This is a genomic window from Pelodictyon clathratiforme (assembly GCF_982375515.1).
Genome location: NZ_OZ455102.1, coordinates 1,781,354 through 1,807,773, shown reverse-complemented (window position 1 = coordinate 1,807,773; position 26,420 = coordinate 1,781,354). Strand labels below are relative to the sequence as shown.

At 47.6% G+C, this 26,420-nt stretch carries 18 protein-coding genes; 8 read left to right on the top strand and 10 right to left on the bottom strand.

What is annotated here, in order from left to right:
* Positions 1–73: 73 nt before the first annotated feature.
* The 5 genes from AC56AD_RS08580 to AC56AD_RS08560 form a co-directional block, all read right to left on the bottom strand.
* Positions 74–1,900, bottom strand: coding sequence for a sensor histidine kinase (locus AC56AD_RS08580; protein ID WP_012508425.1), 1,827 nt, complete (start codon positions 1,898–1,900; stop codon positions 74–76).
* Positions 1,890–2,600: a response regulator transcription factor gene (locus tag AC56AD_RS08575; RefSeq protein ID WP_012508424.1), complete on the bottom strand. Its 711-nt coding sequence runs from the start codon at positions 2,598–2,600 to the stop codon at positions 1,890–1,892. The genes AC56AD_RS08580 and AC56AD_RS08575 overlap by 11 nt, the downstream gene beginning before the upstream one ends.
* Before the next feature lie 70 nt (positions 2,601–2,670).
* Positions 2,671–4,143 (bottom strand): alkaline phosphatase, encoded by a 1,473-nt coding sequence (locus AC56AD_RS08570; RefSeq protein ID WP_012508423.1) that lies wholly within the window; start codon positions 4,141–4,143, stop codon positions 2,671–2,673.
* Positions 4,144–4,299: 156 nt separating this feature from the next.
* The gene (locus AC56AD_RS08565) at positions 4,300–5,049 is read right to left on the bottom strand and encodes a ParA family protein (RefSeq protein WP_012508422.1); all 750 of its coding nucleotides are present in this window, start codon (positions 5,047–5,049) and stop codon (positions 4,300–4,302) included.
* Positions 5,046–6,617 carry a CHAD domain-containing protein gene (locus AC56AD_RS08560; protein ID WP_012508421.1) on the bottom strand — a complete coding sequence of 524 codons (1,572 nt, stop codon included), beginning with the start codon at positions 6,615–6,617 and terminating at the stop codon, positions 5,046–5,048. Before AC56AD_RS08560 ends, AC56AD_RS08565 begins: the two co-directional genes overlap by 4 nt.
* A 310-nt stretch (positions 6,618–6,927) precedes the next feature.
* Between AC56AD_RS08560 and AC56AD_RS08555 the strand changes: the two genes are divergently transcribed.
* Positions 6,928–7,080 (top strand): DUF2934 domain-containing protein, encoded by a 153-nt coding sequence (locus AC56AD_RS08555; protein WP_012508420.1) that lies wholly within the window; start codon positions 6,928–6,930, stop codon positions 7,078–7,080.
* Positions 7,081–7,152: 72 nt separating this feature from the next.
* Here the strand turns inward: AC56AD_RS08555 and AC56AD_RS08550 are convergent, their stop codons facing one another.
* Positions 7,153–8,307 carry a hypothetical protein gene (locus tag AC56AD_RS08550; protein WP_012508419.1) on the bottom strand — a complete coding sequence of 385 codons (1,155 nt, stop codon included), beginning with the start codon at positions 8,305–8,307 and terminating at the stop codon, positions 7,153–7,155.
* 396 nt (positions 8,308–8,703) lie between these two features.
* Here AC56AD_RS08550 and AC56AD_RS08545 point away from each other — a divergent pair, with 396 nt between their 5' ends.
* Both AC56AD_RS08545 and AC56AD_RS08540 read left to right on the top strand, forming a co-directional pair.
* The gene (locus AC56AD_RS08545) at positions 8,704–9,249 is read left to right on the top strand and encodes a pyruvoyl-dependent arginine decarboxylase (RefSeq protein WP_041526792.1); all 546 of its coding nucleotides are present in this window, start codon (positions 8,704–8,706) and stop codon (positions 9,247–9,249) included.
* A 174-nt stretch (positions 9,250–9,423) separates the two neighbouring features.
* The gene (locus AC56AD_RS08540; RefSeq protein ID WP_012508417.1) at positions 9,424–10,476 is read left to right on the top strand and encodes an NEL-type E3 ubiquitin ligase domain-containing protein; all 1,053 of its coding nucleotides are present in this window, start codon (positions 9,424–9,426) and stop codon (positions 10,474–10,476) included.
* Positions 10,477–10,645: 169 nt separating this feature from the next.
* Here the strand turns inward: AC56AD_RS08540 and AC56AD_RS08535 are convergent, their stop codons facing one another.
* The 3 genes from AC56AD_RS08535 to AC56AD_RS08525 form a co-directional block, all read right to left on the bottom strand.
* Complete coding sequence (locus AC56AD_RS08535) at positions 10,646–11,227, bottom strand: helix-turn-helix domain-containing protein (protein ID WP_012508416.1); 582 nt, start codon at positions 11,225–11,227, stop codon at positions 10,646–10,648.
* A 243-nt stretch (positions 11,228–11,470) separates the two neighbouring features.
* Entirely contained in the window at positions 11,471–11,788 is a 318-nt protein-coding gene (locus tag AC56AD_RS08530) for a DUF6794 domain-containing protein (RefSeq protein ID WP_012508415.1), read from the bottom strand.
* A 206-nt stretch (positions 11,789–11,994) separates the two neighbouring features.
* Complete coding sequence (locus AC56AD_RS08525; RefSeq protein ID WP_012508414.1) at positions 11,995–12,354, bottom strand: hypothetical protein; 360 nt, start codon at positions 12,352–12,354, stop codon at positions 11,995–11,997.
* A gap of 502 nt (positions 12,355–12,856) precedes the next feature.
* Between AC56AD_RS08525 and AC56AD_RS08520 the strand changes: the two genes are divergently transcribed.
* A complete protein-coding gene (locus AC56AD_RS08520; protein WP_041526489.1) occupies positions 12,857–13,930 on the top strand; it encodes a metallophosphoesterase in 1,074 nt (357 codons plus the stop codon).
* A gap of 116 nt (positions 13,931–14,046) precedes the next feature.
* On the opposite strand, the gene AC56AD_RS08515 is transcribed toward AC56AD_RS08520, so the two are convergent.
* On the bottom strand, positions 14,047–15,507 hold the full coding sequence (locus AC56AD_RS08515; protein WP_012508412.1) for an SLC13 family permease: 1,461 nt from the start codon (positions 15,505–15,507) through the stop codon (positions 14,047–14,049).
* A gap of 199 nt (positions 15,508–15,706) precedes the next feature.
* Here AC56AD_RS08515 and AC56AD_RS08510 point away from each other — a divergent pair, with 199 nt between their 5' ends.
* The 4 genes from AC56AD_RS08510 (at position 15,707) to AC56AD_RS08495 (ending at position 26,311) form a co-directional block, all read left to right on the top strand.
* Positions 15,707–16,498: a lysophospholipid acyltransferase family protein gene (locus tag AC56AD_RS08510; RefSeq protein WP_041526488.1), complete on the top strand. Its 792-nt coding sequence runs from the start codon at positions 15,707–15,709 to the stop codon at positions 16,496–16,498.
* 25 nt (positions 16,499–16,523) lie between these two features.
* Positions 16,524–17,186, top strand: coding sequence for a GNAT family N-acetyltransferase (locus AC56AD_RS08505; RefSeq protein WP_012508410.1), 663 nt, complete (start codon positions 16,524–16,526; stop codon positions 17,184–17,186).
* 72 nt (positions 17,187–17,258) lie between these two features.
* Positions 17,259–17,522, top strand: coding sequence for a hypothetical protein (locus AC56AD_RS08500; protein WP_012508409.1), 264 nt, complete (start codon positions 17,259–17,261; stop codon positions 17,520–17,522).
* Positions 17,523–17,875: 353 nt separating this feature from the next.
* Positions 17,876–26,311: a choice-of-anchor I domain-containing protein gene (locus AC56AD_RS08495; protein ID WP_190273981.1), complete on the top strand. Its 8,436-nt coding sequence runs from the start codon at positions 17,876–17,878 to the stop codon at positions 26,309–26,311.
* Positions 26,312–26,420: the final 109 nt, after the last annotated feature.

Sequence of the window (26,420 nt, the reverse complement as noted above, 5' to 3'; positions counted from 1 at the left end):
CACTTATGCTGTTCCTGATGGCGCTATGAACAAAACCTATCATGAAAGGTACAAAAGTTTCACGGAAAAGAGATCATAGAGGATCCTGAGTTGTCTGAGGATTCTGTTTTAATGGAGAGCCCTCCTCATCCACCCATTCAGTCCTCAACATCAGAGTGAACACCGAGCCAAGGTTAACCCTCGATCGTACATCGATGTTGCCTTTGTGTGCCATAACGATATGTTTGACAATAGCAAGTCCGAGACCTGTTCCTCCACGCTCTCGTGATCGTGCCTTGTCGACACGGTAGAAGCGCTCAAAGATCCGTCCAAGATCGGATTTTGCTATACCGATTCCGTTATCTTCGATTTCCAGCCGGAGGTGGTCGTCACTTTTGAAGGCTGTAATTCTGATTTTTCCATTCTGGTCATCAACATATTTGATGGCGTTGTCGAGGAGATTGCGGACAACAATGTCGAGATAGCGGGGATCGGCATAAACCGTTGGCAGCCCATCGGGGATATGGATGTCGAGGCGGATCTGCTTTTTATCAAGTGCGGGTTTCAGAAGGTCAACCGATTTTTGAACCATACGTTTCAGATCGACCGCACTGAAGGTATATTCAATTTGTCCCGACTCAATTCTGGAGAGGTCGAGCACATCATTGACAAGTGCGGTGAGCTGTTCGGTTGCCAGCAAAATAGTTTGCAGGAAAGCAGTCGCGTGTTCGGGCTCATGCATGGCCCCGTCAAGCAGTGTCTCGGTGTAGCCTGTAATGACGGTGAGCGGCGTACGCAACTCGTGTGAAACACTGGCCACGAAATCCCGTCGTATTTTTTCAAGGTTACGAAGTTTGGTGATGTCGTTCAGAACAAACACCGTTCCTGTGAACAACTCCTCTTTTGTGAGCGGCATGGAGCTGATCTGCATTATGCGGGCTCCTTTTGTGGTCATGAGCGATAACTCTTCCTTGTGCAAGGTGACTCGGGTGCTGTGAACCCTTGCAAAAAGCTCCTGAAGCTTGCTGTCTGACAGGTGGCTGAGTGGGCGTGGCTTGAACATGGAGCCATTAATGCGGAACATTCTTGAAGCTGCAGGATTGACCATAGTGATATCACCGGTCGCATCAGTGACAATGATAGCCTCACGGATACCGGAAAAAACAGCCCTGAGCCACTCTTCGCGGTGTTGTAGTTTTCTGATTTCATCCGTCATGACATTCAGTGCGCGTGCAATCACTCCTGTTTCATCTTTGCGATGGAGTGTTATGGAGCCTGAAATGTCGCCATGAATCCGTTTCTGAGCGGTGAATGCAAGAGTTCGGATCGGACGGGCAAGAAAAAACGCTGCAAGAAAACCTGCGATAAGGGATAAAAAAAGAGCCAGAAAGAGGCTCGGCGTTATTTCCTGTCGAATTCCGGTATCGAAAAAACCGATATCGTAGAGTGGCTTGCTGAATCGAAGAATGGCGTAAGGTTTCGGCAATCCGACGGGAACGGCCATATAGAGCTGGTACTCTTTCACTGTCTGACTGTATCGGGTATTTTCGCCGTAACCATTTTCAAGTGCGTTCTTGACTTCCGGTCTCTCCTTGTGGTTTTCCATCAAGGCAATCTTGCTCGGCGGGAGGGAGGAGTCGGAAATAACCATTCCATCAAGATCAATCAGGGTTACCCTGACCTCAAGTGTACGCGCAACCTGTTTTGCCCAGATGTTAACCTGTTCGCTTGTCTGCCATTGTCGAGGTTTCTGCTCAATCATCTCTTTGTTGAGCAGAAGATCTCTGTAGAGCCCTTGTTTTGTTGCCATGACCACACTCTCCGTTACCTGATGCCTGGCGGTGAGATAGCTGACGACAACAGAACAAAAAACAATCATTCCGATAACAAGAGCGAGCTTTACAGAGAGCTTATTCAGCATGATCGTCACTCTCTTTTTCCTCAAATTTATAACCAAGTCCCCGCACCGTTTTAATCATACGGCCAGTTTCGCCAAGCTTTTCGCGGATTCTCGTAATGTGTGTGTCGATGGTTCTGGTGTTGATACTTTTGTCGACATCCCAGACATCGCTGAGCAGCCTCTCCCTTGATTGCGCTTCGCCCTTTCTTTTGAGGAGCGCAACCAGAAGTTTGAACTCCATAAGGGTGACCACCAGCTCCTTGCCATCAAGCGTCACGATGTGCCGTACCAGATCGATTTCAAGATCTCCGGCTTTGAGCAGCTCTTCTATTTTACCTCCTTGACGGCGATCCCGCTTAAGGATTGCCCGTATACGAAGGTTCAGTTCACGGGGGCTGAAGGGTTTTACAACATAGTCGTCAATGCCGAGCTCAAAGCCAAGGATTCGATCTATCTCTTCACCTTTGGCCGTCACCATGATGATTGGAAGATCCTTGTAGAGTTGATGCTGTCGGATGATCCGGCAGAGCTCGAAACCGTCCATTCCCGGCAGCATGACGTCAAGAAGCACCAGGTCAAAGCTTTTTCGTGACAGTTGCTCAAGAGCATCTTCGGCTGTGCCGGAAAGATGAGATTTATAGCCAGCCCTGTTGAGATTGTATTCCAGCAATTTTGCAAGATTTGGATCATCTTCAACAACAAGAATCAATGGTTCCTGCATGGTATTTGCATTAGTAAACTCTTTTGCATGAGCCCGGAACGGGGAGAGAGTTTCAGTGAATGAGAGCGTTCTATCTCGCAGGCCTCTTCAGCTTTGCGATCTGCATGATTTTATTTGCAATATCGGTATTGTCGTAAAAGCCCGTGAAAGCCTCAGCGCCCCGGCCAATGGCGAACACCTGAACCGGGACTGCGGTATGAGCGTTGCTGTTCCATCCAATTCCAGCCCGATTGTTCAGTAAAGCTGATACTGCGGGAGTGAACGCATCAATATGTTGTGTTCCAGAAAAATCAGCTCTCATGGTCGCCGTGTAGGCCTCCTGCAGCATGTTGCGATCAGCCTCAGAGAGGGCGAGCGATGAGTCGGCCTCCACATTTCCTGGTCCAAAATAGACTTTGACACTGTCGAGGGCCATGGGAAAGGTAACGGCGCCCTGCTTCTTCCATGCAGAGACTTTTTCAGAAAATCGCTGTTGCGAAACATTCTGGTGGTGCAGAAGGTCAAGACGGGTTTCGTATCCGTTTGCTCTCCGGCCAAGCGTAAGTCCACCGCATTCGTGATCGGCAGTGACGACAAGAAGTGTTTCTCCGGGATGACGCTGGTAAAAAGCAAACGCCTCTCCTATGGCTTTTTCAAACGCTTTGATATCGTGTGCTGCGGCAGTGGCATCGTTTGCATGGCAGGCCCAGTCGATTTTGCCGCCTTCAACCATCATGAAAAATCCTTTGGGGTTGTAGAGCAACCGGATACCCTCACGGGTAAACTCTGCAAGATCAATCTCTTCGTTACGGCGATCCATGGCAAAGCTCAGTGCACCTTTGGCATCATAATCGGTGTATGCCCAGCAGGGTGTTCCCGGCTTTACAGCCTTGAGTTCAGTTGTGTTACGGGCGATAACATAGTGAGAAGAGTGCATGAGATCGGCTATATCTCCCCTGAATACTTTGGTTTTTGCCTGGTTTTCAGGAAAGTTCCCGACACTGTACCCTCCTCCGAAGTAGTCGAATCCGCTTGAAGCCATCTGGACGGCAATATCGTATACGTTTTTACGTGTGGCATTGTGGGCATAGAAACATGCCGGGGTTGCGTCATCAATTCCGACACTTGAGACAATACCAACTTTCATCCCCTTCGCTTTTGCCATTTCAGCAATGGTTCTTAGCGTATCGAGGTGGTTCCCTTCCATGGAAATGGTACCGACGGTGGTTTTCCAGCCGGTTGCAAGCGCTGTACCAGCCGCTGCGGAATCGGTAATAAAGCGGTCTGCAGCATGGGTGGTTGCCATGCCGAGTACGGGGAGAGAGGTCATGGTGAAGGATTGAGCGTCATGAAGCAGTGCGCTGGAGAGTTCCACCTGTGCAGCTCCCATGCCATCTCCTATGAAAAGAAAGATATAGCGAGGGACTGCGGCATTTCCCTTTGGAGCTGCCTGCAGAGTCTGGAGTGCAAAATAACAGGCCGAAACCGATACCGTGACGATCAGCAGCAGTACAATTTTTAGCCTTGTGCATACCATGCAATCCTTTTGATACCATTCCTTCATCAATTTTTCTTCTGATGGGTGGTTGATAAGTTCAATTTTCTTGTTCTTCTATATACTCATTATCTGCGTTTTAATCCAGAGAGGCAATGTTACGGAAGCGTGAAAACTGAAAGGGAGGTGAGTATGCAACGGGATTAAAGAAGCCGAGTAACCGTCTCAGTTGTTTTTTTCAAGCACTGAGTGAAGCTCCTCCCAGAGTTTGCGGTAGGCTTTTGAAGCCAGGGCATTGGGAAGTATGGCATTGAGTGGTGCTCGGTAGATGCCCATTTTTTCAACCTCGGAATTATAGGGGATGCTCTGGGTGAGAAATCCCGGAGTATCACGGAATTCCTCAATGATGTCCCTGTGTAACTTTTTCTGTTTTTCCACCAGGGTGAAAAAGGGACGAATTTTTGTGCTGTCGAGTTTGCCTGCTTTAAAAAAATCAAGCAACTGGATATAGGTGCGAATCGAAAGCGTTGTTGGAATCAAGGGTACAAGAATCACATCGGAGGCTGCAAAAACACTTTCCGAGAGGAGTGTCAGGTTTGGCGGGCAGTCGAAAAAGATAAACTGGTACTCATCGCTCAGCTCCTCAAGGTTTTTTTTGAGTTTTTTTTGAGGTTTTTTCTCTTCAGAGAGTTCAATGTCAAGATTGCGGTACGAAAAGTCCGAGGGGAGCAGGTCAAGGTTTTCATAGTCTGTGGCCTTGATGTTGCGATAGATTTTTTTGTTTCCCTTGAGAAACTTGTCGCTGTTATATTTTTTAGATGCGGTAATCCTGAAATAGTACGAACTCGCCCCCTGCGGATCAAGATCGCAGATCAGGGTTGGTGGAGAGAGAAGGGAGGAAAGGTAGGAGAGATTAACCGCTGTAGCGGTTTTGCCCACCCCACCCTTGATACTGTAAAGCGCTATTGTTTTCATTTCGGGTTTTCGTTCAGAAGATCGTCAAACAGTTCGCTGGTTTTTTCATGGTCAAATGATGCGAAGGTTTTATGGAATTTACTGCGCACCTCTTCCTGTTTTTGAAAAAGGGTCGCTATGAGAGCGCCCGTTGATGCCGCCAGCAAAAGCTCCTCTTTGCCGGGCGAGAGTGCGCTCAACCGTTCGCGCAGAAAGTGCAGTTGAACGGCATAATCTACAAAATCACCGAGATTATCCTGGAGTTCTTTCAGTTGCCCTATAACAGGAGCAACGCTCTTATGAGGAAAAATTGAGGAGAAGAATTCAAGCAGATAACGGAGTTTTTTACAGTCGATGCGCAGCGCATGAAGTTCGGCGTCAGTTGTTTCCCTGCTGATCTGACGGCCGTGGCGGATTACTTTTTTCCATGCTTTTTTTATGGTATGCAAGGCCACATCTCCGGTGGAGAGTGAAGCGTTCGGGGAGCGTTCAGGGTCAGGAGTTGATTGCCTATGGGCAAATGCATCCCACTCACCAAGAAATGACCGGTATTCGCTTGACGCAAGATAGCGGCAGAGCGTTTTGTGCAGTTTTTTGCGGGATAGAGCAATATCAGTGAAAAAAGGTCGGAGCGATAGTTGGAGAAAGGGGGGGAGATAGTCGAAATAGGTTGCCTGTCGGAGAAGATAGACATCCTGATCGCGCAATGCACTGGTTTGTTTTCCGAGTTCTCTGAAAAAATTGAGATAATACGTGGTTTCCTCGGGATCGAAAACACCCTTGAGTTGCTTCAGGATTGAACGGGTGCGGCGTATGGCGACACGATAATCGTGCAGAAATTCAGAATCGATCTGCCGTTTAATCCCCTCTTCGTTGGCACACATGACGGAAAAGGTGGATTGAAGCAACTGGCGGACACTGTTATGAACAGGAGCATCGCTATCAAGGTCAAGCTGGATTTTAGAGGAGTAGTCCTGAATGTTTCGTCCGGCAGCATGCATGTTCAGCACAAACAGCTCCCTGAAACAAAGCTCCCTGACCTCATGGTGATTGCTCGACAACGACTTTTCAAGCAGCTCCATCTCATCACCAAATCCCTTGAGCGGAAAGAGGGAAAAGATATGTGCGAAGGGCTCCTGCTTCTCTTTGTTTGCAAGAGATAACACCTCCGAAGTCAGTGTGGCAATCGTCTTTTGGTTATCGTCCAGAATGCGGTATGAGGTGCTGATTGCCTCTATGGAACAAAGCTTGACGAACGCCCTGATAGTCGTTAGTGACGTGAGTATTTCTTTCAGATGGCTTGAGGGAAGGGTGTCAGAGAAAAAGGAGGAGGGGCTTCCGGCGAAAGGGAGAGAGGATGTTTCCTTGCCGGTATTGAGATCAGCAAGCAAAAGGGTTCTTCTTTTTTTGACAACAGCAATCCCTTCATTGAACGCTTGCCACTCAAACGTATCATAGAATTCGCGTACTTCTTTTCGCGACAAACCAGCCCTGATGCTCCATCCTGATGGAAGCAGGTTTTCAGGCAGCAGCTCACTGCCAGCGCTCTGATTCAGTATCAGATATACCGTTCTCGGGGTGGTGTGCATCCGTCTCTTGCTTAAAATGGAAGAGCCCGAACGAGCGGGAGCTCCATGCGGTTACGAAAACTGTTCCGGAATAAAATAGATTAATTCTGCTTCCTATGTATATGTATTCAAAAAGAAAGAAAATCCATCAATTTATTGTAAACATTTTTTTAGTTGCTCCAGAAAAAGGGAAAAGAAATTATCAGAAACGTAACAGGGTGTTACTTGTCAGGGCGGAAAGAAATCGGTAAACTTTTCCTGCGGTACAAAAAGAGAGAATCAGGGCGCTTTTGATACAGAATATTAGCCATAATTATAAATCACTACGACCATGGAAAAAAACGACGAAACAATTGTTGAAAACCAGGAATTGCGTGAGGAAGAGATCCGGCTCGCTGCATATTATCTTTGGAAAGAGAAGGGCGAAAACCACGGATCCGATACTGAAGACTGGCTTGAAGCGGAAGAGTCTCTTAACGATTAAACTCTCTTCGTTATTTAATCACTTAAAAAGGCCACTCTTAAGAGGTGGCCTTTTTAATCTCAATTCAAATAGTTATACAGTTATGCAGTTGCCTTTAATGGAGCAAATTACCCGAGCCTGATCTTCGCTGAATAATCCGGTATTTCCCCCACAGATAAAATCGCCACCAACCTTTTTAAGAGTACCATCAAGAGTAGTCAGTTGGTTTCCAGAGCAATCGAAATCCCCTTTGACTTTTTTTGGAGCCCCATCAAGAGAACTCAATTGGTTATTCGAGCAATTAAAAGAGCCTTTTACCTTTTTTGGAGCCCCTGTGAGCGATGTCAATTGGTTTGCTGAACAGGAGAAGTTCCCGCTAACTTTATGAGGAGCACTTTCGAGTGTTGTCAACTGATTGCCGGAACAATCAAAATCACGAACTTCCTGAGGAGCCCCAGCAAGTGAACTCAGTTGATTTTCTGAACAATTGAAATTTCCCTCAACCTCTTTAGGGGCTCCCTTGAGTGAAACGAGCTGATGGTTTGAACAATCAAAGTTGCCGTAAACAAAATTTGGTCCACCTTTGAGTGATGTCAGCGGGTTCCCGGCACAAAAAAAGTTGCCAATAACAAAGTGGGGAGCGCCAGCGAGTGAAGCAAGCTGATTGTGTGAGCAGTCAAAATCTCCATGAACCTCTTCCGGGCTTCCGTCGAGTGTGGCTAATTGATTGTTGGAACAGTCAAAATCACCAACTTCGTGAGGAACGCCCTCAAGTGTAGTCAACTGGTTATCCGAACAGGAAAAATCGCCACCAACCTTATGAGGTGCGCCTTTGAGTGATGTCAGCAGGTTATTTGAACACGAAAAATCATTACCGACTTTTTTCAGACTGCCCTGGAGTGTTGTGAGCTGATTTGTTGAACAATCGAAGTTACCATGAACTTTTTTTGGAGCGCCTGTGAGCGAGTTCAGTTGATTACCGGAACAATCATAATCCCAAAGAACTTCTTCAGGGCCAGCCTCAAGTGTTGTCAATTTGTTATTCGAACAAGAAAAATCACCACCTACGTTGTGAGGGCCACTTTCAAGTGAGGTCAGTTGGTTGCCGGAACAATTGAAATTCCCTGCTACGATTCCCGGACAGCCCTCAAGTGAGGTTAATCCCCTGTTTGAACAATCTATATCCCCCTTTCCATCAAGATGGCCCATAATATCGGCGAAGAGTACTTTTGTTACGGTTGTTGTCATTGTTTTAATTTCAATAAGGTAAATGAATTATGCGAGATCGACTTGTTCCAACTGCATGATAAAAACGAATTACATTCGGTATCAGCTTGTCAGAGTCAAAGAATTTTAATATATATCTTCCGTTGGGAGTACTTTAACATTTTTGACCTGCGGAGTATTTGTTTTCATACTTGTAACAAATGACAATTGCTTCCTAACTTCAAAGCCCATAGATTAGGGTCATTGCATGAGTTTTTGTTTTACGGGGATGATAGGATTCGATGGTAAAAAAGCTCCGTGTAATTGTACAATATCCTAAGGTTACTGTGGCGGTATGATAAACGCGGTTTTCGGGTATGAACTATTGTTAAGTCACGAGATCGAATTCGTTACATAAATTATTCCGGAGGCATGGCATTGTCATTTGTTCCAGCAAAAGTATTCTTCACTAAAGGCGTGGGGCGACACAAGGAATATCTCTCTTCATTTGAGCTTGCCCTGAGAGACGCCAAAATCGAGAAATGTAACCTTGTTACCGTATCGAGTATTTTCCCGCCCCATTGTGAACGTATCAGTGTAGAAGAGGGGCTGACACTGCTCACTCCCGGTCAGATCACCTTTACCGTTATGGCCCGCAATTCAACCAATGAGTATAACCGCCTGATTGCAGCATCGGTTGGTGTTGCCATTCCGGCTGATGAGACTCAGTATGGTTATCTGTCGGAACACCATCCCTATGGGGAGTCCGCTGAGCAATCCGGGGAATATGCTGAAGATTTGGCGGCTACCATGCTTGCAACCACTCTCGGTATTGAGTTTGACCCCAACAAGGACTGGGATGAGCGTGAGGGTATTTACAAAATGAGTCACAAGATCATTAACTCTTACAATATTACGGCAACCGCAGAGGGTGAGAATGGGCTTTGGACAACTGTTATCTCTTGCGCAGTCCTTCTTCCGTAGTTTTATTGCAGGTTTAGCCCGTTTTTTTTCAGAACGATTATCCAGCGGGACGTTTTTTTTGCGACCTATAAAATCATTTATAAAGAACGCGCTGTATAAAAAGTGTAAATAATCTCCAGGGGATAATAAGTTATTCTGGTTTTAATAAATCGTTTTTTTAATGGAGGAGAGAATATGACCAGGGAAGTAACGTTTGCCGATGTCATGGGAGTGCTTGATGGAAAAAGTGATATCGATTGTTCAAATAAGGGATTAACGACGCTTGACGGGTGTCCGGAGAAAGTCAGGGGGGATTTTAACTGTTCAGGCAATAAGCTCACAACACTTGACGGGAGTCCCAAAAAAATTAAGGGGGATTTTAATTGCTCAGGGAACCAGTTGATTTCACTCGAAGGTGGGCCTGAGGAGGTTAAAGGGGATTTTGATTGTTCCGACAATAAACTGATCTCTCTTGCGGGTTGTCCGGCTTTTATTATGGGTGATTTTTGTTGTAGCGGAAACCAGTTGTCCTTGTTTAAAGGAGAGATTGTTGTTCATACGACAACTGTAATCGCGGCTTGCCCGGACATCGTTGAGGGAGATTTTAACTGTTCCGGTAACCTGATCAGCTCACTTGAAGGGGCGCCTCTGATTGTGGGTGGCGATTTTAATTGTTCAAAAAATCAGTTGACAACACTCCTCGGTGCGCCGAAAAAAGTTCAAGGCGATTTTGATTGTTCCGCCAATCAACTTGACTCGTTGGCAGGCTCTCCCGATGATATCAGGGGAAATTTCTCTTGCAGTGGCAACCAGTTGGCATCGCTTAAAGGTGGTCCCAGGGAAGTGTATCGCACCTTCGATTGTTCCGGCAATCATCTGACCACCCTTAAAGGGGCTCCCAGGCGAGCCGGGACATTTGATTGTTCAAGCAATAAACTGACATCCCTGAAAGGCGCTTCTCAGGGAGTTGATGCTCTTAATTGTTCAAATAATCAACTGATTTCTCTCAAGTGGGCTCCTGAAAAGGTCAAGGGTAATTTCGACTGTGCCTGGAATCAGCTCGTGACACTTGATGGCGCTCCGAAAAAGGTCAAGGGTAATTTCGACTGTTCAGGAAACCTCTTGACAACCCTCGAGGGTTCATTGAAGAAAGTTTCCGGAGATTTTATTTGCAGGGAGAATGACCAACTCTTTCATGAAGAAGAAGTTCGCGCGCTTGTCAATCTCAAGGGCAACTGTTTCTTGTAACTGCCTTGTTTGCTTTGTACAGGTAACGTAACGCATCATAAAGAATAAGGCAATGGCTCTTCCAAAGTTGGCTGTTGTCTTATTTCCTGGTATCGGACACAGAGGCAGAAGTGCAGGATTAAAGTCCGGGAGAGAGGATCGGTGCTGTGGAGGAGTCCGTCAGCGCTGATCAGGGGATGAGGGCGTGTAAACTTTTTTTTCTTTGTATTTTTGCTGTGGAATCAGAACGCTGCTTTATTCTGTCATTTGTATCAACCGGGTTGACTGATGGCCTTGCAGTTGTAGCAGGCAGACGATGAACCGGCGCTTCCACACTCTGGTTTCTGTAACTTAATCCGACGCCTGTAAGAACCCCCACCAAGATACCGATGCTCAGAGTCAGTATGGACTTTACTGGCTGCGAGTTGTTGCGGTTTATTTGCTCTTGCGGTTTCGTTTCGCAAAGTTCGGAACCTGATTTTGCAATCTCTTCCTTGTTGAGTTGTTTGTGCAATTGGAGATCCTTTTTGCATTGCTCAAGCGCTTCGAAGCCCTCAAGTCCGATCTCCTTCATGTATGATTTGATACAAGCAAAGACGTAGCTTTTTGGGAGAAAACTGAAATTGCCATTTTCGATATTTTCAAGGTAATTTTTTTTGATGTTGGTCAACCGGCTCACATCGTCTATAGAAAGATTTTTTTCCAGTCTCGCAGTTTTAAGCTCTTGTACCAAAAATTCAAGCGAGTCGTTATGCGATAAAATATCTTTCATATACAGATTGAAGTAACAATTTTTTTACGTTCGAAATCCATTCGTGAATTGATTAGAACTCTTGTAAATGCTCATTAAAAAAGAAAATATACTTTGCTTAAGAAGATATCATCTCCCACCGTTATAAGAAAGACGTCGTAAGACTGATGAGCTGTTACAAGTTCTTCCAGTATCATGTTATGTTATTGCTGTTATAATAAGCTCTTTGTTTTGAATCCAGTACAGATGCATATGTGTCAACAGTTATCTGTCAGGTGTCAGCGTATGAAGCCTGTTCCAGATCGCTTCAAGGATAACTCCTGATGCTGTATCGGGATCGTTAAGAAAATGAAAACTTTCAAAATCACCATGCTCTGAAATGGCGCATGCTTTTATCAAGGCGTCATTACCCTCGAATAATCCGAGTTCATGACGGACGTATATCCCGAGACTGAAACAGAGTTTTTTCAACTTATCTTCTGAAATAGCTCTGACTTTTGTTCTCTCATGCTCATTCATGATGGCAATGATCCGTTCTGCAGCATCATTGATTGTTTGTGGCCACGGTAATCTATTATGCATAATCAGAAAAAGGATTGCGATAGTTTTTTTTATTGTTGCATATCATTGTCACTCTATGACATGCCAGTAAATTTCGAGACGAATATATGAAAACAATGAGCAAGTCTGTTTTCATCTCCTTGTTGTTTTCAAAGAATTAACAGAGCGGTTGAAACGCCTGCAAGTAGATAGATATTGCCATACAATGCTGACTATCAGCTTTTTAATCAGGAGATTGAAGATAGTTTCGGTTTTGATGAAGAGATATGGCAGAAAAAAGTTCCAGGAACCTGCTCTTTTTCGAGGTGATGGTGAAGAAGATGCAGCAGTTGGTCTATTTCATGGAGTAGATTGCGATGGTTAATAGCGAGAGCGACAAGAAAAAAAGGAAAAGAAATGTGCTCTTTTCGCAGTTTTCTAAGGACATTGCCCATAGCCTGTGCCATGAAGGGAAACGTTTTAGCCTCATTGGTAATCGGACTATTCCCCGTTTTTTCAATATCAGAACGAGTGGAATCGCAACTGAAATAAAAATCTTCTTCACCGCACCACTCTATGACGATCTTATAGGGTTTAATGTCGCTCATTGTTCTTTTTTTTAGCAGATAAAACTGATGGAATACTAATATTGTGCTATTATTGTGTGCTCAGCCCAACTTGATTTCCCTTTAGGTTGCAATGAGTAACATGTATAATTACACAAAATAAAAAACAATAATAATTTTTTAAATCCAATTGTTGGATCCTGATTTTACATTGTTGTGACAAAAAATAGTATAGTATTGTGAAATAGTATACTATTACAAAATTTACGTATTCTTAATAATACAGTGATTAATTTATGGAAAAAATAATCAGCGTTTGAAATGCCAAAAAATAAGCCGTGTATAATTCAATAACGTAAACTCCTTATTGTATAATCAGTTAATGGGAAGTTACTGTAAACAACAAGAACTTGTCTATTCAAAAAAAAATAATAAAAATAATCAGTTTTTGTTTTTTTCTGTGCTACGAGGATGCAAACTAAAACAGACTTCAATGTTTTGATTTCATATCTCGATGTGCTGTTTTTGTAATGCATTCAATGCCATGATCCCTCAAATAAAAAAACATCCTCATCTTGACAGTCTGCTCAAAAGAGCAAAACCGGTTACCCTTGATCATTCGTCGAAAGTGCTTGTCCTCAGTGATCTGCACATGGGAAATGGCGGGAGGCTCGATGAATTCCGGCAAAATTCAGGACTGGTTAAAGCCATGCTTGAGAGATATTATTTACCTGAAAAATTCAGTCTTGTCCTTAATGGTGATGTTGAGGAGTTGTTCAAGTTCTCTCTTGAAAGTATTGCATCGCAGTGGAATGAATTTTATGATCTTTTTCTCAAATTTGAACGCCATGGTTTTTTCCTGAAAACCTGGGGAAACCATGATGCAGCACTTCTTGACAAAAAAGAGTATCGACTTGCTTCATCGCTTGTCGAATCCGTTAAATTTCATTATGGCCATGATACACTTCTACTCTTTCATGGCCATCAGGCGGCGTTATTTTTGTGGCAAACCTGTTCCATACTCAGCCGTACGATTATATTTTTTCTGCGCTATTTAGCTAAACCTCTCGGAATAAGGAACACCTCTGTTGCCTATAACAGTCGAAAAAGGTTTGCTATTGAGCAATCAATTTATGAGTTTTCAAACCACTCCAGGATTGTTTCAATTATTGGTCATACTCATCGGCCCTTGTTTGAATCACTTTCAAAAGCTGATTTTTTAAATTACAGGATTGAAGAGCTCTGCAGGGCATACTCCTCCGCTGACAATGAAAAACGCACAACAATCAAGCAGAAAATCGTCGAGTTGAAAGCTGAGCTTGATGGCTGTTATAAAAAGGGTAAAGTAATCGGACTCCGCAGCGGTATTTACAATAATATCACTATTCCAAGTGTCTTTAATTCCGGCTGCACCATTGGAAAACGGGGCATCACTGCCCTTGAAATTGAGGGCAGTACCATTCGGCTTGTTTACTGGTATAACGGCAAGCAGAACAGGAAGTTTATCAGTGAGAGGGACAATCGGCCCATGGAACTCGCTTCGACCGGTTTCTCGAGGATTGTGCTGAACGAGGACTCTCTCGATTATGTATTTTCCCGCCTTCATCTTCTTGCCTGAAGCGCCACAGCAAAATGGTTCAGAGGCTTGCATACGGATGATTCATCCTCAATCTGGTCGTCGATTACCGCTCACAAGCTTTTCTGATAAAACGAGGAGCTTGTTGCAGGTGCATATCATGACAGAAGCCCTGTAAGGAGAGAAAAGAGAAGGGCTGTCCAGAGTGCAGCGACAAGGTTCATAAACAAACCGGGTAGCAGAATCATTTTGAGTGAAACATGCTCAATTCCACCGAATGCAAGCGTATTTGCCGCAGTTGCAACCGGCGTCATGAAAGCGCTCGAAGCGGCAATGGTTATGGTCAGCAGCATCATAATTGGTGACAGGGAGGTCAGCAGGGCAAGGTCGCTGCTCAATGGCGTAAATATGAGTATCAGAGCCGTATTGCTCAACAGTTCAGAAGAAAAAATAATGACGATTATCAGGGAGAGCAACTGGAGAAAATGATTGCTGACTGGTGGAATTGTCTTGAGTATCGTTGATTTTGTCAACGTCAGCAGAGAGCTGTCAAGCTCCGGAGTTGCTGGATTATCCCATGCCTTGAGCAAGCCAAACAAAATCATCCCCACGATACTGAGCAGGAATATTCCAAAATAGGGAAGATCCTTCATGATGAGGTTGATTGAAAGCATTGAGTTTGCATTAGGGCTATCAAGGTTTGCTATCGGCTCACGAAAGCAACGGGTCCAGACCCTTTGAACTATTTGCAGAATCAAGTTATCGATTGCCCCGTAACTGTTTTTCATCGGCACTCCCATGCGGGATTCCAGTTCGCGGCAGAGTCGGCTGATAAAGATCAGAGGAAATAGAAAAAGATGCAGCAGAAGAAAGATGGTGTTCATGAAAAGCGCTCTCAGGCTGATCTTTGTTTTTGGCAGGATTAAGGCAACAAAGAGAAATGCGGTTCCGTAGAGCAGAAAGCCAAGGTCGATGGTGTTGAGAGTGAAGAAAATTGGTGCTGGTGTATACAAAAATTGCAGGGCGCTCAATGTGCTGATCAGCAGAAGGTTGCCTATGAGGAAGAGCAGAGGCTTATGAGGTAAAACAGCCAGCTTGTCGCTGCTTTCGGAAAAGAGTGATGGAATGCAGAATGGTTTTGCCGTGACAAGAATGATAACCCATCCACAAAAAAGAAGAATCAGTGTTGCCGGAACTCCGACTCCAAGCCATGAAAAAAAAGTGATGATGTTTCGGCCCTCAAAAGTAAAGAATTCTGCCAGGGTAATGGCTAACATGTTTTGCGGACTTCCGGTAAGGGAAGCCATTCCTCCGGTATTGGAACCGAAAGTGAGTGCAAGGTAAAACAACGATGCTGCAACCCTCCTCTCATCGTTATGCTCTACAAGCGAAAGCATACGGTTGATGATGGGAATCATGGATATCAGGACGATGGTATGGGAGATAAAGATCGAAAGTGTATAGGAGATCAAAAGAATCGCCGTCAAAAGGGTGCCCAGGTTTTTGCCGGAGTGGCGGAGAAGAAAATGAATCAGACGGTGATGCATCCTCGCAGCCACAAGCATTTCCGAAAGCAGAAATCCGGTCAGTATAATAGTGCTGTTCTGAAGCAGATTCATCGTTGCAACTCTTTTTACTTCATCATACTACTACGTTGTTTTCTCATAGTACCGGTTAGTTCTGCCATTGCAAGGAGCCAAAAAAGAGTTTCCGGAATCGTTGCAGTACCGTAACTCTTCCCCAACACTATTTTTGTTTTTTACAATTGTGTAGTTCACCGTTCTCTTAGGTCATTCTACTGGTAAATGAAAGACTCTTTTGAAAAACAACTGTAACCGTTTTTTCAAGCCGCTTCCCTTCTTGTCTCGAAGCAGGGCTCTTTTGTTGAGGATTTTTATGCTTCCCAATTTTCTGTTAACCAGGGTCTATGGAGTGGAGAATCTTGCCAAAGCTGAATGCGCGAGCATTTATGTTTTCAACCACAATAATTCTTTCGAAGTCTTGATGGTACCGGCGCTGCTCATGTATCATCTCGGTGGCAGGAGCATCAGTTTTGTTATTGATTGGATGTATGGCAAAGTGCCTATTCTTGGCTTTTTGATGAATCTGTTCGATCCTGTCTATGTCTATCACAAACGATCCACCCTCTCCAGTATAGAGTCCATAAGGCCTACAGCGCCTTCCGCTGATGCCATAGAGCGTTGTACGGAGAAACTTCGGGCAGGTCGCAGCATAGGGATTTTTCCGGAAGGAAAACGTAATAGGGATTCGAAAACGCTGCTCAGGGGAAAATCGGGTGTGGGTCATATAGCCTTGCAGAGCGGATCACCTGTTGTTCCCGTTGGAATTGATTTCAACTGCAGAATTACAAAAGGAAAAATTCCGGTGCTCGGCAGAACCATCGTCAGGATTGGTCAGCCGATTGTGTTTCAGCAGCGGACGGAGAGATACCGTGCCATGATCTCCTCTCTTTCGGGTTGCAGCACTCAGCGCTCTGAACTGAACCAGATGGCCGCTGAGGTTACCCATGAGATTATGCATTGCATTGCAGAACTCTCCGGCAAACTTTATCAAGAACCTTTTCCCCGGAACAGACGCAGCTTTTCTTAGAGAACCAAAAAAAAAAGGAGCCTCTATGTCCAGTGTAACCGTCATCAGGATTGAAAGTGCTGCCGATCGTGCCAGCGCTCTCGAAGTTATCAGGCAAGTTTTTTGTGAAGAAAAAAAATGGATCAGTTCGGTTCAGAACCAGATTCCTGAAGAGTTTGCAGGGAATAGAGGTTTTTCATGGTTTCTGGCAAAAATTGATGGTCGTCCTGCGGGTGTGCTTCGGTTGCTTTATGACCCCTCATTTGATCTGCCTGAAGAGTACGACGTTAAGTTTATGCCGGGTATGACCATCGAAAAGTTGAAAAGTGCAGGTCGATATGCAGAAATTGGCAGGTTCATGATTCTTGAAGAGTTTCGAAGAAAACCAGGGGTAGCTCTTCAGCTTATGCGGGCGGCTACAGAAGAGGTTATCGAGCGTGATTATACCCATTTTATTACCGATGTGTTTGCTGGTGAGGTGCACTCTCCCCTGAATTTTCATACAAGAGTGCTCGGTTTTGAGGTAGTTGGAACGCATGTGTTTGGTGAGTTGAACTGCAGTTCAACTCGTATCATTCTGATGCTCGATATTATCAAGCTTTACAGCCGCATCAAAGATAGCAGAAGCAGGATTTACCGTGAACTGACCGATGGTCTCAGGGGGATTTTTGAGCGTAAGGCTGCTCTTTCACAGATGACGAGAGGGTAAAAACAGAATTGCCGATGTTTCCGGCCCATAGGATGAACGCTTGTATGCGTCATTAATTAAACGGAGTGTGTCATGTTGCGTCTTGATGAATTGAGGGCCGAAATAAAAGGTGAGTTTTTTTTGCAGGAAGAGCTGAAAAATCATGATGTCAAAAAAGTCGAGGCTCTGGCAGATATCATTATCAAACCTGCCGGAAAAAAAGATTTGATAAAGCTTCTTCGCCTGCTGGAAAACGCATCGTACCCCCATATCGTCATCAATTCCAAGGGTCGGGTGGTCTTTCCTGACAGACGCTTTCATGGCGCTGTTATTGTAACTGACTTGAATAAAGAGTAGAACATCCGCATTGGGAGTGTTTAGTGTGCACTGTATTCTACAAGTATATAGTGGGCGCGCGGGGGTATGTTCCATCATGTCACTCGTCGTCTTGTATTCGGGATAGCTCATTTAACATAATCGCAACGATACTGTTACGATAACTCAATATATCTAAGCGTATAAAGTGGTATTTATTTCAAAAATAAATGCTCTGAATTTTATAATAAATCTCTCAACTGGAGTAGGCAATGGGCTTAAGCGGTTTTAATGAAGAGAATTACCTTCAGAATCTCCTTGTAAATCTTCAGTCTTCCTCATCCTCCAAAACCGTTATTTCGGTTATATCAGACCCTCATTATTACTCACCATCTTTGGGTACGGAAGGGTCCGCCTTTGAAGCATATCTCGCCGGTGACCGTAAAATGATCGCGGAAAGCGACGCAATTCTTCAATCCGCTATAAATAGTATCAAAACTGAAAAACCGAATATCCTTCTCATCTCTGGTGACCTTACAAAGGACGGCGAAAAATTAAGCCATGAAGCATTCGCCGCATATCTTGCTGGCATCGAAGCCACAGGTACCAAGGTTTACGTCATTCCAGGGAACCATGATATCAACAATCCTGACGCCATGAGTTACAGTGGCGATAGCTCCACTCCGGTTGCATCGGTAACTCCCGAACAGTTTGCCTCCATCTACGACGATTTCGGCTACGGTGAAGCCCTCTACCGCGATCCGAACTCCCTGAGCTATGTCGCCGAGGCATCAGATAAACTCTGGATCCTCGGTATCGACAGTTGCGAATACGACACCAATATCGCCGACGGTGCGCCCGAGACCGATGGCAGCCTGAGCGCGGCGACGAAGGCCTGGGTGCTCGAAAAGCTTGCCGAGGCTAAGCTTCAGGGGATTACCGTCATCGGTATGATGCATCATAACCTTGTAGAGCACTATTCGCTGCAGGATGAGTTGTTCGGTGACTATGTGATCGACGACAGCGTGAATCTGGCGAATGATTTTGCCGAAGCGGGCCTCAGCATGATTTTTACCGGCCACTACCATGCCAACGATATTGTGCAGGTTACCGATAGCGGGCTTTATGAAATCGAGACTGGTTCGCTGGTCACCAGGCCGAGCCCTGTCCGGACGGTGACAATCAACGGGGATGGAAGTGTGGAGGTCTCCTCAACGTCAGTGTCAGAGATTAATTACGATCTTGGCGAATTCGACACCTTCAAGGCCTACGCCACCAATTTTCTGCATACCGGTCTTGTGCAATTGGCGACATACTATCTCATGACCACCTTCGGCATCACACAGGAGAGTGCCGCCCAGGTGGCACCGCTTTTTGCCGCTGCCATGGCCGCGCATTATATGGGAGACGAAGAGCCTGATGCAACAACCCTGGCCACCATACAGGGGTTGGCCGCTTCCGGTGATGCCATGAAGATTCAGCTTGCTGGAGCACTGCAATCGCTCTGGATGGACAGTATGACGGCTGACAATAACACCACCATTTCCATTCCAGATTTTTGGGAAGAGATGACGAGCGATGATCTCGGAGAGATGCTCGCAGTGGAGTACGGGCTCACCCCTTTTCAACATTACCAACTTTACGGAGATGCAATGGGTATCACTATCGGAGAACATGTTCTCATCGGATCAATAGAGCTTCCGGGTTCTGAAATCACCGCCTACCATTCGGGAAGTAAAACGGCGTTCGTCATTGGTGGCAGCAACGAGTTGTACGTTGTCAGCCTTGCCGATCCCTCGAGGCCTATACGTGTAAGGACCATAACGCTGGCTGGTAATGCCCAGAGCGTTGCAGTCAATGCTGACGGGCTAATTGCGGTTGCCGTGGATCAGTTAGCCACGGTTGCCGGGAGTACCGCCACCTACCATGCCAACGGTCTGGTGCAGTTTTTTACGACAGATGCTACCGGCATACACTCCGCAGGTCAGGTGACGGTAGGTTCTCTGCCAGACTCGATTACGTTCAACGCCTCAGGCACACTGCTCGTGACTGCCAATGAAGGTGAACCGAACTTGTTCTACGGTACCGATGATGACTCGATGGATCCGGTCGGTACCATCTCGATTATCGAGGTTAACCCGGTGACTCCATCATCGTCGGTCGTGACGACCCTCGGGTTTGACGCATGGAACGATCAGCTCGAGCAGTTGCGTAACAAAGGGGTTCGCTTTTCCGGTGATGATGCTGCCGATGGAGTGATCGGAAATCTGGTGTCGCAAGATATGGAGCCTGAATATGTCACCATTTCCGGTTCCAAAGCCTATGTGACGCTTCAGGAGAACAATGCCATCGCCGTGGTCGATCTGGTTAAAAAAGTGATTACCGCAATCAATCCTGTTGGGCTCAAGGACTGGGATCGTGGCACCCCCGAAGCGACGACCTTTGAATTTGACATTACCTACCCTGGGGAAAGGCCGGACTTCGATCATGATGGTGTTGTCGATAATGGAGAGGTGACTGCAGGTGGCCTTTCGGGTCTTTGGTATGATGGCAAGGAGACGATCGACGGGACGGCGTATGATATCTATTATACCATCACCGATCGCGGCCCGCAGGCGGCCAGTATCGGTGATCGTGCAGGTGACAATCCTGCCGACCCGGCAAAAGGGGGTAAAATTTTCGACGATCCGGATTTCCCCATCACGGTGTACAAGTTGGGTCAGGTCAATGGCGAAGTGGTCACGCTTGGCAGCACAACCCTGAAGGTGCCTGATGGTGCGGGTGGTTTCAGAAATGCCACTGGTCTCAGTGAGCTTGACCGAAACGATGCGGCATACCAGCTTATCGGCAAAGATGCCGATGGTTATAACACCTATGAGTTGCTCGCCAAAGACCAGTTCGGCCTTGATACCGAATCGATCCTGCACCTGACGATCGCTGGCCTGAACGGCGGTAATCCTGTTTTTGCTGTGGCAGACGAATACGGTCCGCAGATTGCCTTGTTCGATGTTGCTACCGGCAATCTGGTTAAACGTATTGTGCCAGCCGGTATCGTTTTTTCTGCAGCAACCAACATCGGCTATGCTGACATACCGGAATACACGCTTCAGACGCTGCCCTCCATTTACAGTACGATCAACAACAATCGTGGTTTCGAGGCGATGGCGTACAACAGCAAGGATGGATTGCTCTACACCTTTATTCAGAGCCCGTTGCATCAGGCCGGTTATGACAATCAGGAGGTCATTCGCATTGTGGCGGTCAATCCGGTTAGCGGTGAGGCCGTTCACGAATATCTCTACGCACTGAGCGGCGAGAAGGGGCAGGACAAGATCGGTGATGCGGTCTATGATGCCGAACGTGATCTCTTTTATGTGATCGAGCGCGATTCAGGGGCAACGTCGAATGCGAACAAATCGATTTTCGAAGTTGATCTTACCGGTGCGACCGATACGCTCGCTTACACCATTGGGCAGGATGGTCACAGTTGGGAAGAGCTGCTTGGCGACGGGGTGACTCAGCCCGAGCTTGCTCATACCGAGAGTCTTGCTGATGCGCTTGCCGGAGAGGTAACCTTTGTACACAAAAACGAGCTGCTGAACATTCCTTCGCTGGGTATCGATGCGCGCTTCGACAAGAGCGAAGGTCTGGCGCTCAAGGCGGATGGCTCACTGGTGGTAGCCTTTGATAACGATTTTCTGCATGTGGAGGGACGGGCCGACAACATTCTTGTCGAGATCGGGTATAACACACTCGCTGTTGATACCTCGGACAAGGATGGCGGCATCGATCCTGGTTACCGTTCATTCTACGGTATGCGTATGCCTGATGGCGTTGATTCTTACGAGTTCAACGGCGAGACCTTCGTGATCATGGCCAACGAAGGTGATGGCCGCATACGTTCCGACGTGGCGAATTTCACCGTTGAGTCAGCCTATAACAAGAAATATCTCACCATTACGAAGACGCTTCCTGAAGGGGCTACGCTGGTCGACACCATTATCGATCCACTGACTGGCGAATCCCTTTTTATCACTCTTTCAGACAATAGTGACCCCGCTGCCCATTATGTGAAAACGGATGATGAATTTTTCCTGACACTGAAGTACGGTTGGCTGTCGAATGATGCTTTCTGGTCAGATGAAACGCGCCTTGTCGATTACGACGATCTTACGAAACTGAATCAGTACCTGCAGGATGAAGCAACCAAGAGCGGGGAGATCGGTCGCCTCAAGACGGTCAATACGGAGGTCTATCTCTCTGATGAATCTGCTGCAGACGAAGCTCCCGAACAGGTCATTGGTTTCGGTGGGCGCTCGATCTCTATCATGGACAGCAAGGGGAACCTTGTCTATGACAGTGGCGACTTGATCGAACAGGCGGCAATTGCTGCCGGTGTCTATGATGATGGCCGTTCGGATGACAAGGGTACAGAGCCTGAAAATGTCACACTTGCCGAAGTTGAAGGTCATGTTTATGCTTATGTCGGTCTTGAGCGTGCCAATAGTGTGGTGGTTTTCGATGTCACCAACCCTTACAATGTCAGCTATCTCGACCTTATTGATGTCGAAGGAGATACCGGATTTGTGGCTCCTGAAGGGCTGACCACCGGCGACGGAATGCTTATTGTTTCCAGTGAAACGACGCCTGGTCTTGCGATTTATTCTCTTCCGGAATATGCGATTCCGACCTATACCCTTCAGCTTCTCCACTTTGCCGATGCCGAGGCGGGTCTGCTTGCCTCCGAAACAGCGCCGAACCTTGCCGCTCTGGTTGATAAATTTGAAGACGAATACGCCAACAGCATCACGCTGGCCGGTGGCGACAACTTCATTCCCGGCCCCTTCCTTGCCGCCGGTACCGACAGCAGCGTCATCGACGAACTGAACGAGGCTAACGGCTCCAGTCTCGCTCCGACGGCTACGGTGCCGATTGGCGCGGTGGATATTGCCATTCACAACGCCATCGGTGTCGAGGCATCGGCAATCGGTAACCACGAGTTCGATCTCGGTTCGAGAGTGCTGAAAGACGCCGTTACCCCCGCTTCGACCGGAGCTGATTTCCCCTTCATTTCCGCAAACCTCGACTTTTCGGGTGACAGCGACCTGAGAAGCACCTTTGTCGATACCACGGCAATCGACGGTCTGGAGGAAGCATCGACCCTGAACGGCAAGATCGTTCCATCGGCGGTTATCACCGAGAACGGTGAAAAGATTGGACTTGTGGGCGCAACAACCCAGTTGCTTCGGGTCATCTCTTCACCCTCCGGTACTGTGGTTGATGATGGCAGCACCGGTTCCGATAACATGGACCTTCTTGCGGCGGCCTTGCAGCCGGTGATTGACGATCTCATTGCACAGGGGGTAAACAAGATTATCCTCATCTCGCATCTTCAGGTAATCGCCAACGAGAAGAGCCTTGCGGGTAAACTCTCAGGCGTGGACATCATTCTTGCTGCCGGATCAAATACCCGCCTCGGTGATGCCGATGACCAAGCGGTCGCCTTTGAGGGCCATGCCGCAACCTTCGCCGATACCTATCCGCTCCAAATGAGCGACAAGGATGGCAACACCACCCTGATCGTCAACACCGACAACGAGTTCACCTACCTCGGTCGCCTTGTGGTCGATTTCGACGCCGATGGCCACATCATCACCAGCAGCCTTGCTGAGAACATTTCCATCAACGGTGCTTATGCGGCCACCGATGTGAATGTGGCTGAAGCATGGGGTGTTACCGTCGAAGAACTCGACACCACTGCGTTTGCTGAAGGTACCAGGGGAGATGCTGTCGAAAGTCTGGTTACGGCAGTGCAGGAGGTGATCAACGTCAAGGATGCCAATGTGTACGGTTACTCCGATGTCTATCTCGAAGGTGAACGGGCAACGGTCCGATCCGAAGAGAGCAACCTTGGCGATCTTTCTGCCGATGCCAACGCCTATGCTGCTGAACTGGCGATGGGTGAAGCCGCTGCGGATACTTTTGTTGTTTCGCTCAAGAATGGAGGCGGCATCAGGGCCCAGATCGGTACGATCTCCGCGCCCGATCCGGTTGACGGTACAGTCGATAAACTGCCACCGACCGATGGCTCGGTTTCCCAACTCGATGTCGAGAACTCGCTGCGATTTAACAACCAGTTGATGATATTCGATACGACTGCGGAAGGACTCAAAGCTATTCTCGAACATGGAGTTGCAGCAGGCACCCTTCAGGGGCGTTTCCCGCAGATCGGTGGCGTTTCCTTCTCCTGGGACCCCGATTATCCGGCAGGCTCAAGGGTCAGCGACATTTCGCTGGTCGGCGATGATTATCACATCAACCTTTACAATGACGGGGAGCTGCTCCGCGATGTACCGGACACCATCTCGCTCGTGACTCTGAGTTTCCTTGCCAATGGCGGCGACGGCTATCCGATGAAGGCTAACGGCAGCAATTTCCGCTACATCACCGTTGAAGATGATGGCAGCTATACGCTGAGCGCTGCTGTTGATGAAAGCCTCGATTTCACAGTTCCGGCAAACGTTCCGGGTGGTGCGACGGTAGTAGGTGAACAGGCTGCATTTGAAACATATATGGAAACATTCCATGCGACCGCCGATAAGGCGTATGACCAGGCTGATACATCGGCATCGGAAGATCTTCGTATTCAAAATCTAAACGAAAGGGAGGAAGCAGTGCTCAATCCAGATACTGGTAGGGAAATTGAAAACGTAACGGTTTCGGAAGATGGAACTCTTGATTACAGAGTTCTGGCCGATGCGTTCACGGATGTTGATGAGAATGACAGCCTGACCTATACGGCGACGCTGGCGGATGGATCTGCGCTGCCTTCATGGCTGACCTTCAGTGCATCGCACCACGATAAGGAGACGATGGAAGCGTACTTCCTGACAGGCGGTTCAGAAAAACGTTCGACTGACTCAGCTTCGGCAATTACCGCGATGGTGACAGGCGAGAAGACCGACGCGGGCAACCTCTCGTGGACGACGGGGGATCCTGTGGGCGGAGCGTTGACGACTATCGCCGAAACGTTTCGTGCGGACTACGGCTTCGCCATTGGTGTAGCCAGCACGGTGGAGTTCTCACATGCCACGCCAGCAGGGGTGGTAAGTCACAATGTGAATCGTGGCAATACCTGGGCTATTTCGCATGAGATACTGACGGAGACGAAACCGGAAGTGGTTATTGGAGCAGGCCTGGACAGTTATTTCGCAAAGGCGGGGGTGTCGAAGACGCCGACAGATACCGACTCGGATGCAGACAACAACGGCTTCAACGACGAGTACGATGCCTTTCACAATGGCACGGTGAAACCTTACACCGAAAAGGTGGAGTTCGTGGAGCGCAAAGCGGGAGTTGACGGCGGCGACGCGCTGGCGGCAGAAGCAGCAACCGTTGATCTTTCATCCGGCGAGAGGCTCTTTGGCCTGTTCGGTACCTCAGGCGGCAACTTCGAGTATTACAATGTCGAGGATACGCCGGGCACGGTAAGCATTACGCGCAGCACGGGCGACGGCACTCCGGCGATTGACGAAGACCCGACGATGGCTGAAATGGCCAACGCGGCGCTGAGTGTGCTGAACCAGGATGCCGACGGCTTCTTCGTGATGTTCGAGCAGGGCGACATCGACTGGAGCAACCACGCCAATGACTACGAAGCCATGATTGGCGGCGTCTATGACCTTGATCTGGCGGTGACGGAAGTGGAAAGCTTTGTTGATCTGGGCTCCAATGGCATCGACTGGTCGAACACACTCGTGATTGTAACCAGCGACCACTCGAACAGCTACATGCGCAACGAGAGCGTGCTGGGCGTCGGCAATCTTGGTGTAGTGGGTACAGACGTGACCTACGCATCGGGTGGCCACACCAACGAACTGGTGACGGTCACGGCGCGTGGCGCGGGAGCGACGTACTTCGGCGAGCTTGCGGGCCAGATTTACGATGGCACAGAGATCATCGACAATACGCAGATCTACACGGCGATGATGAACGCTGCCGAGAACGCGGGAGCCGAGCACATCATCCTGATGATCGGCGACGGTATGAATGTGGAGCACGAAATCGCAGCGAGCCGCTACCTGTACGGCGAAGACTTTGGCCTGTCGTGGGATGACTGGGGAACACTGGAAGATGGCTGGACGGGCTACGCGACCACCTGGGACGTCAGTTCGTACAACACCTACGCCGCCCTGAACGGTGTTGCCAGCTACGATTCGGCAACGTACGATCCGCTGATCGGCTACGATCCTGAACAGGGTGGTGATACCCCGTATCCGGTGGCGATGACCTTCAGTGGCACACCAACTCACTCCAATGTCGGTTCTATTGAGGTGAAGGTGACGGCCACCGATGAAAGTGGAGCTACAGCAAGCGATATGTTCACCCTGACCGTGACGGATACTACGGCGCCTGCGGTCGTGACGTTCACTCCTGTGGATGGTGCAGCAGGAGTTGCCATTGGCAGCAACATTGAGCTTATTTTCAGCGAAGCAATTCAGAAGGGAAGTGGCACGATAGAAATCCACAGTGGCTCACCAGGTGGAGCAGTTGTGGAAAGCTATAATGCGGCGACAAGTGCCAATCTGACAATTTCAGGCACGATGTTGACGATCAATCCGACGGCAGATCTGAAATATCAAACGCAATATTATGTCACCTTTGGAGAAGGTTCCATTTATGACAATTCAGGCAATCACTACGCAGGAGGCACGGCTTACGACTTTACAACCGGCGCAGATCCCTTTGCTGACAACAATGGTGGTACAAGCACAGGCACAGTTTTGGCTGGAGTTGGTGCGCTTGGAATCCTCGCATGGCTGATTTTTTGATTTGAGGCAAGAAGGGAGCCTGGGCACATTGCTGCGAACGTTCGTTCGGGCTCCCTTGTTGTCCGATTATGATGAATATGGGAGAAAAACGCTTTGACCGGGAGCTGCG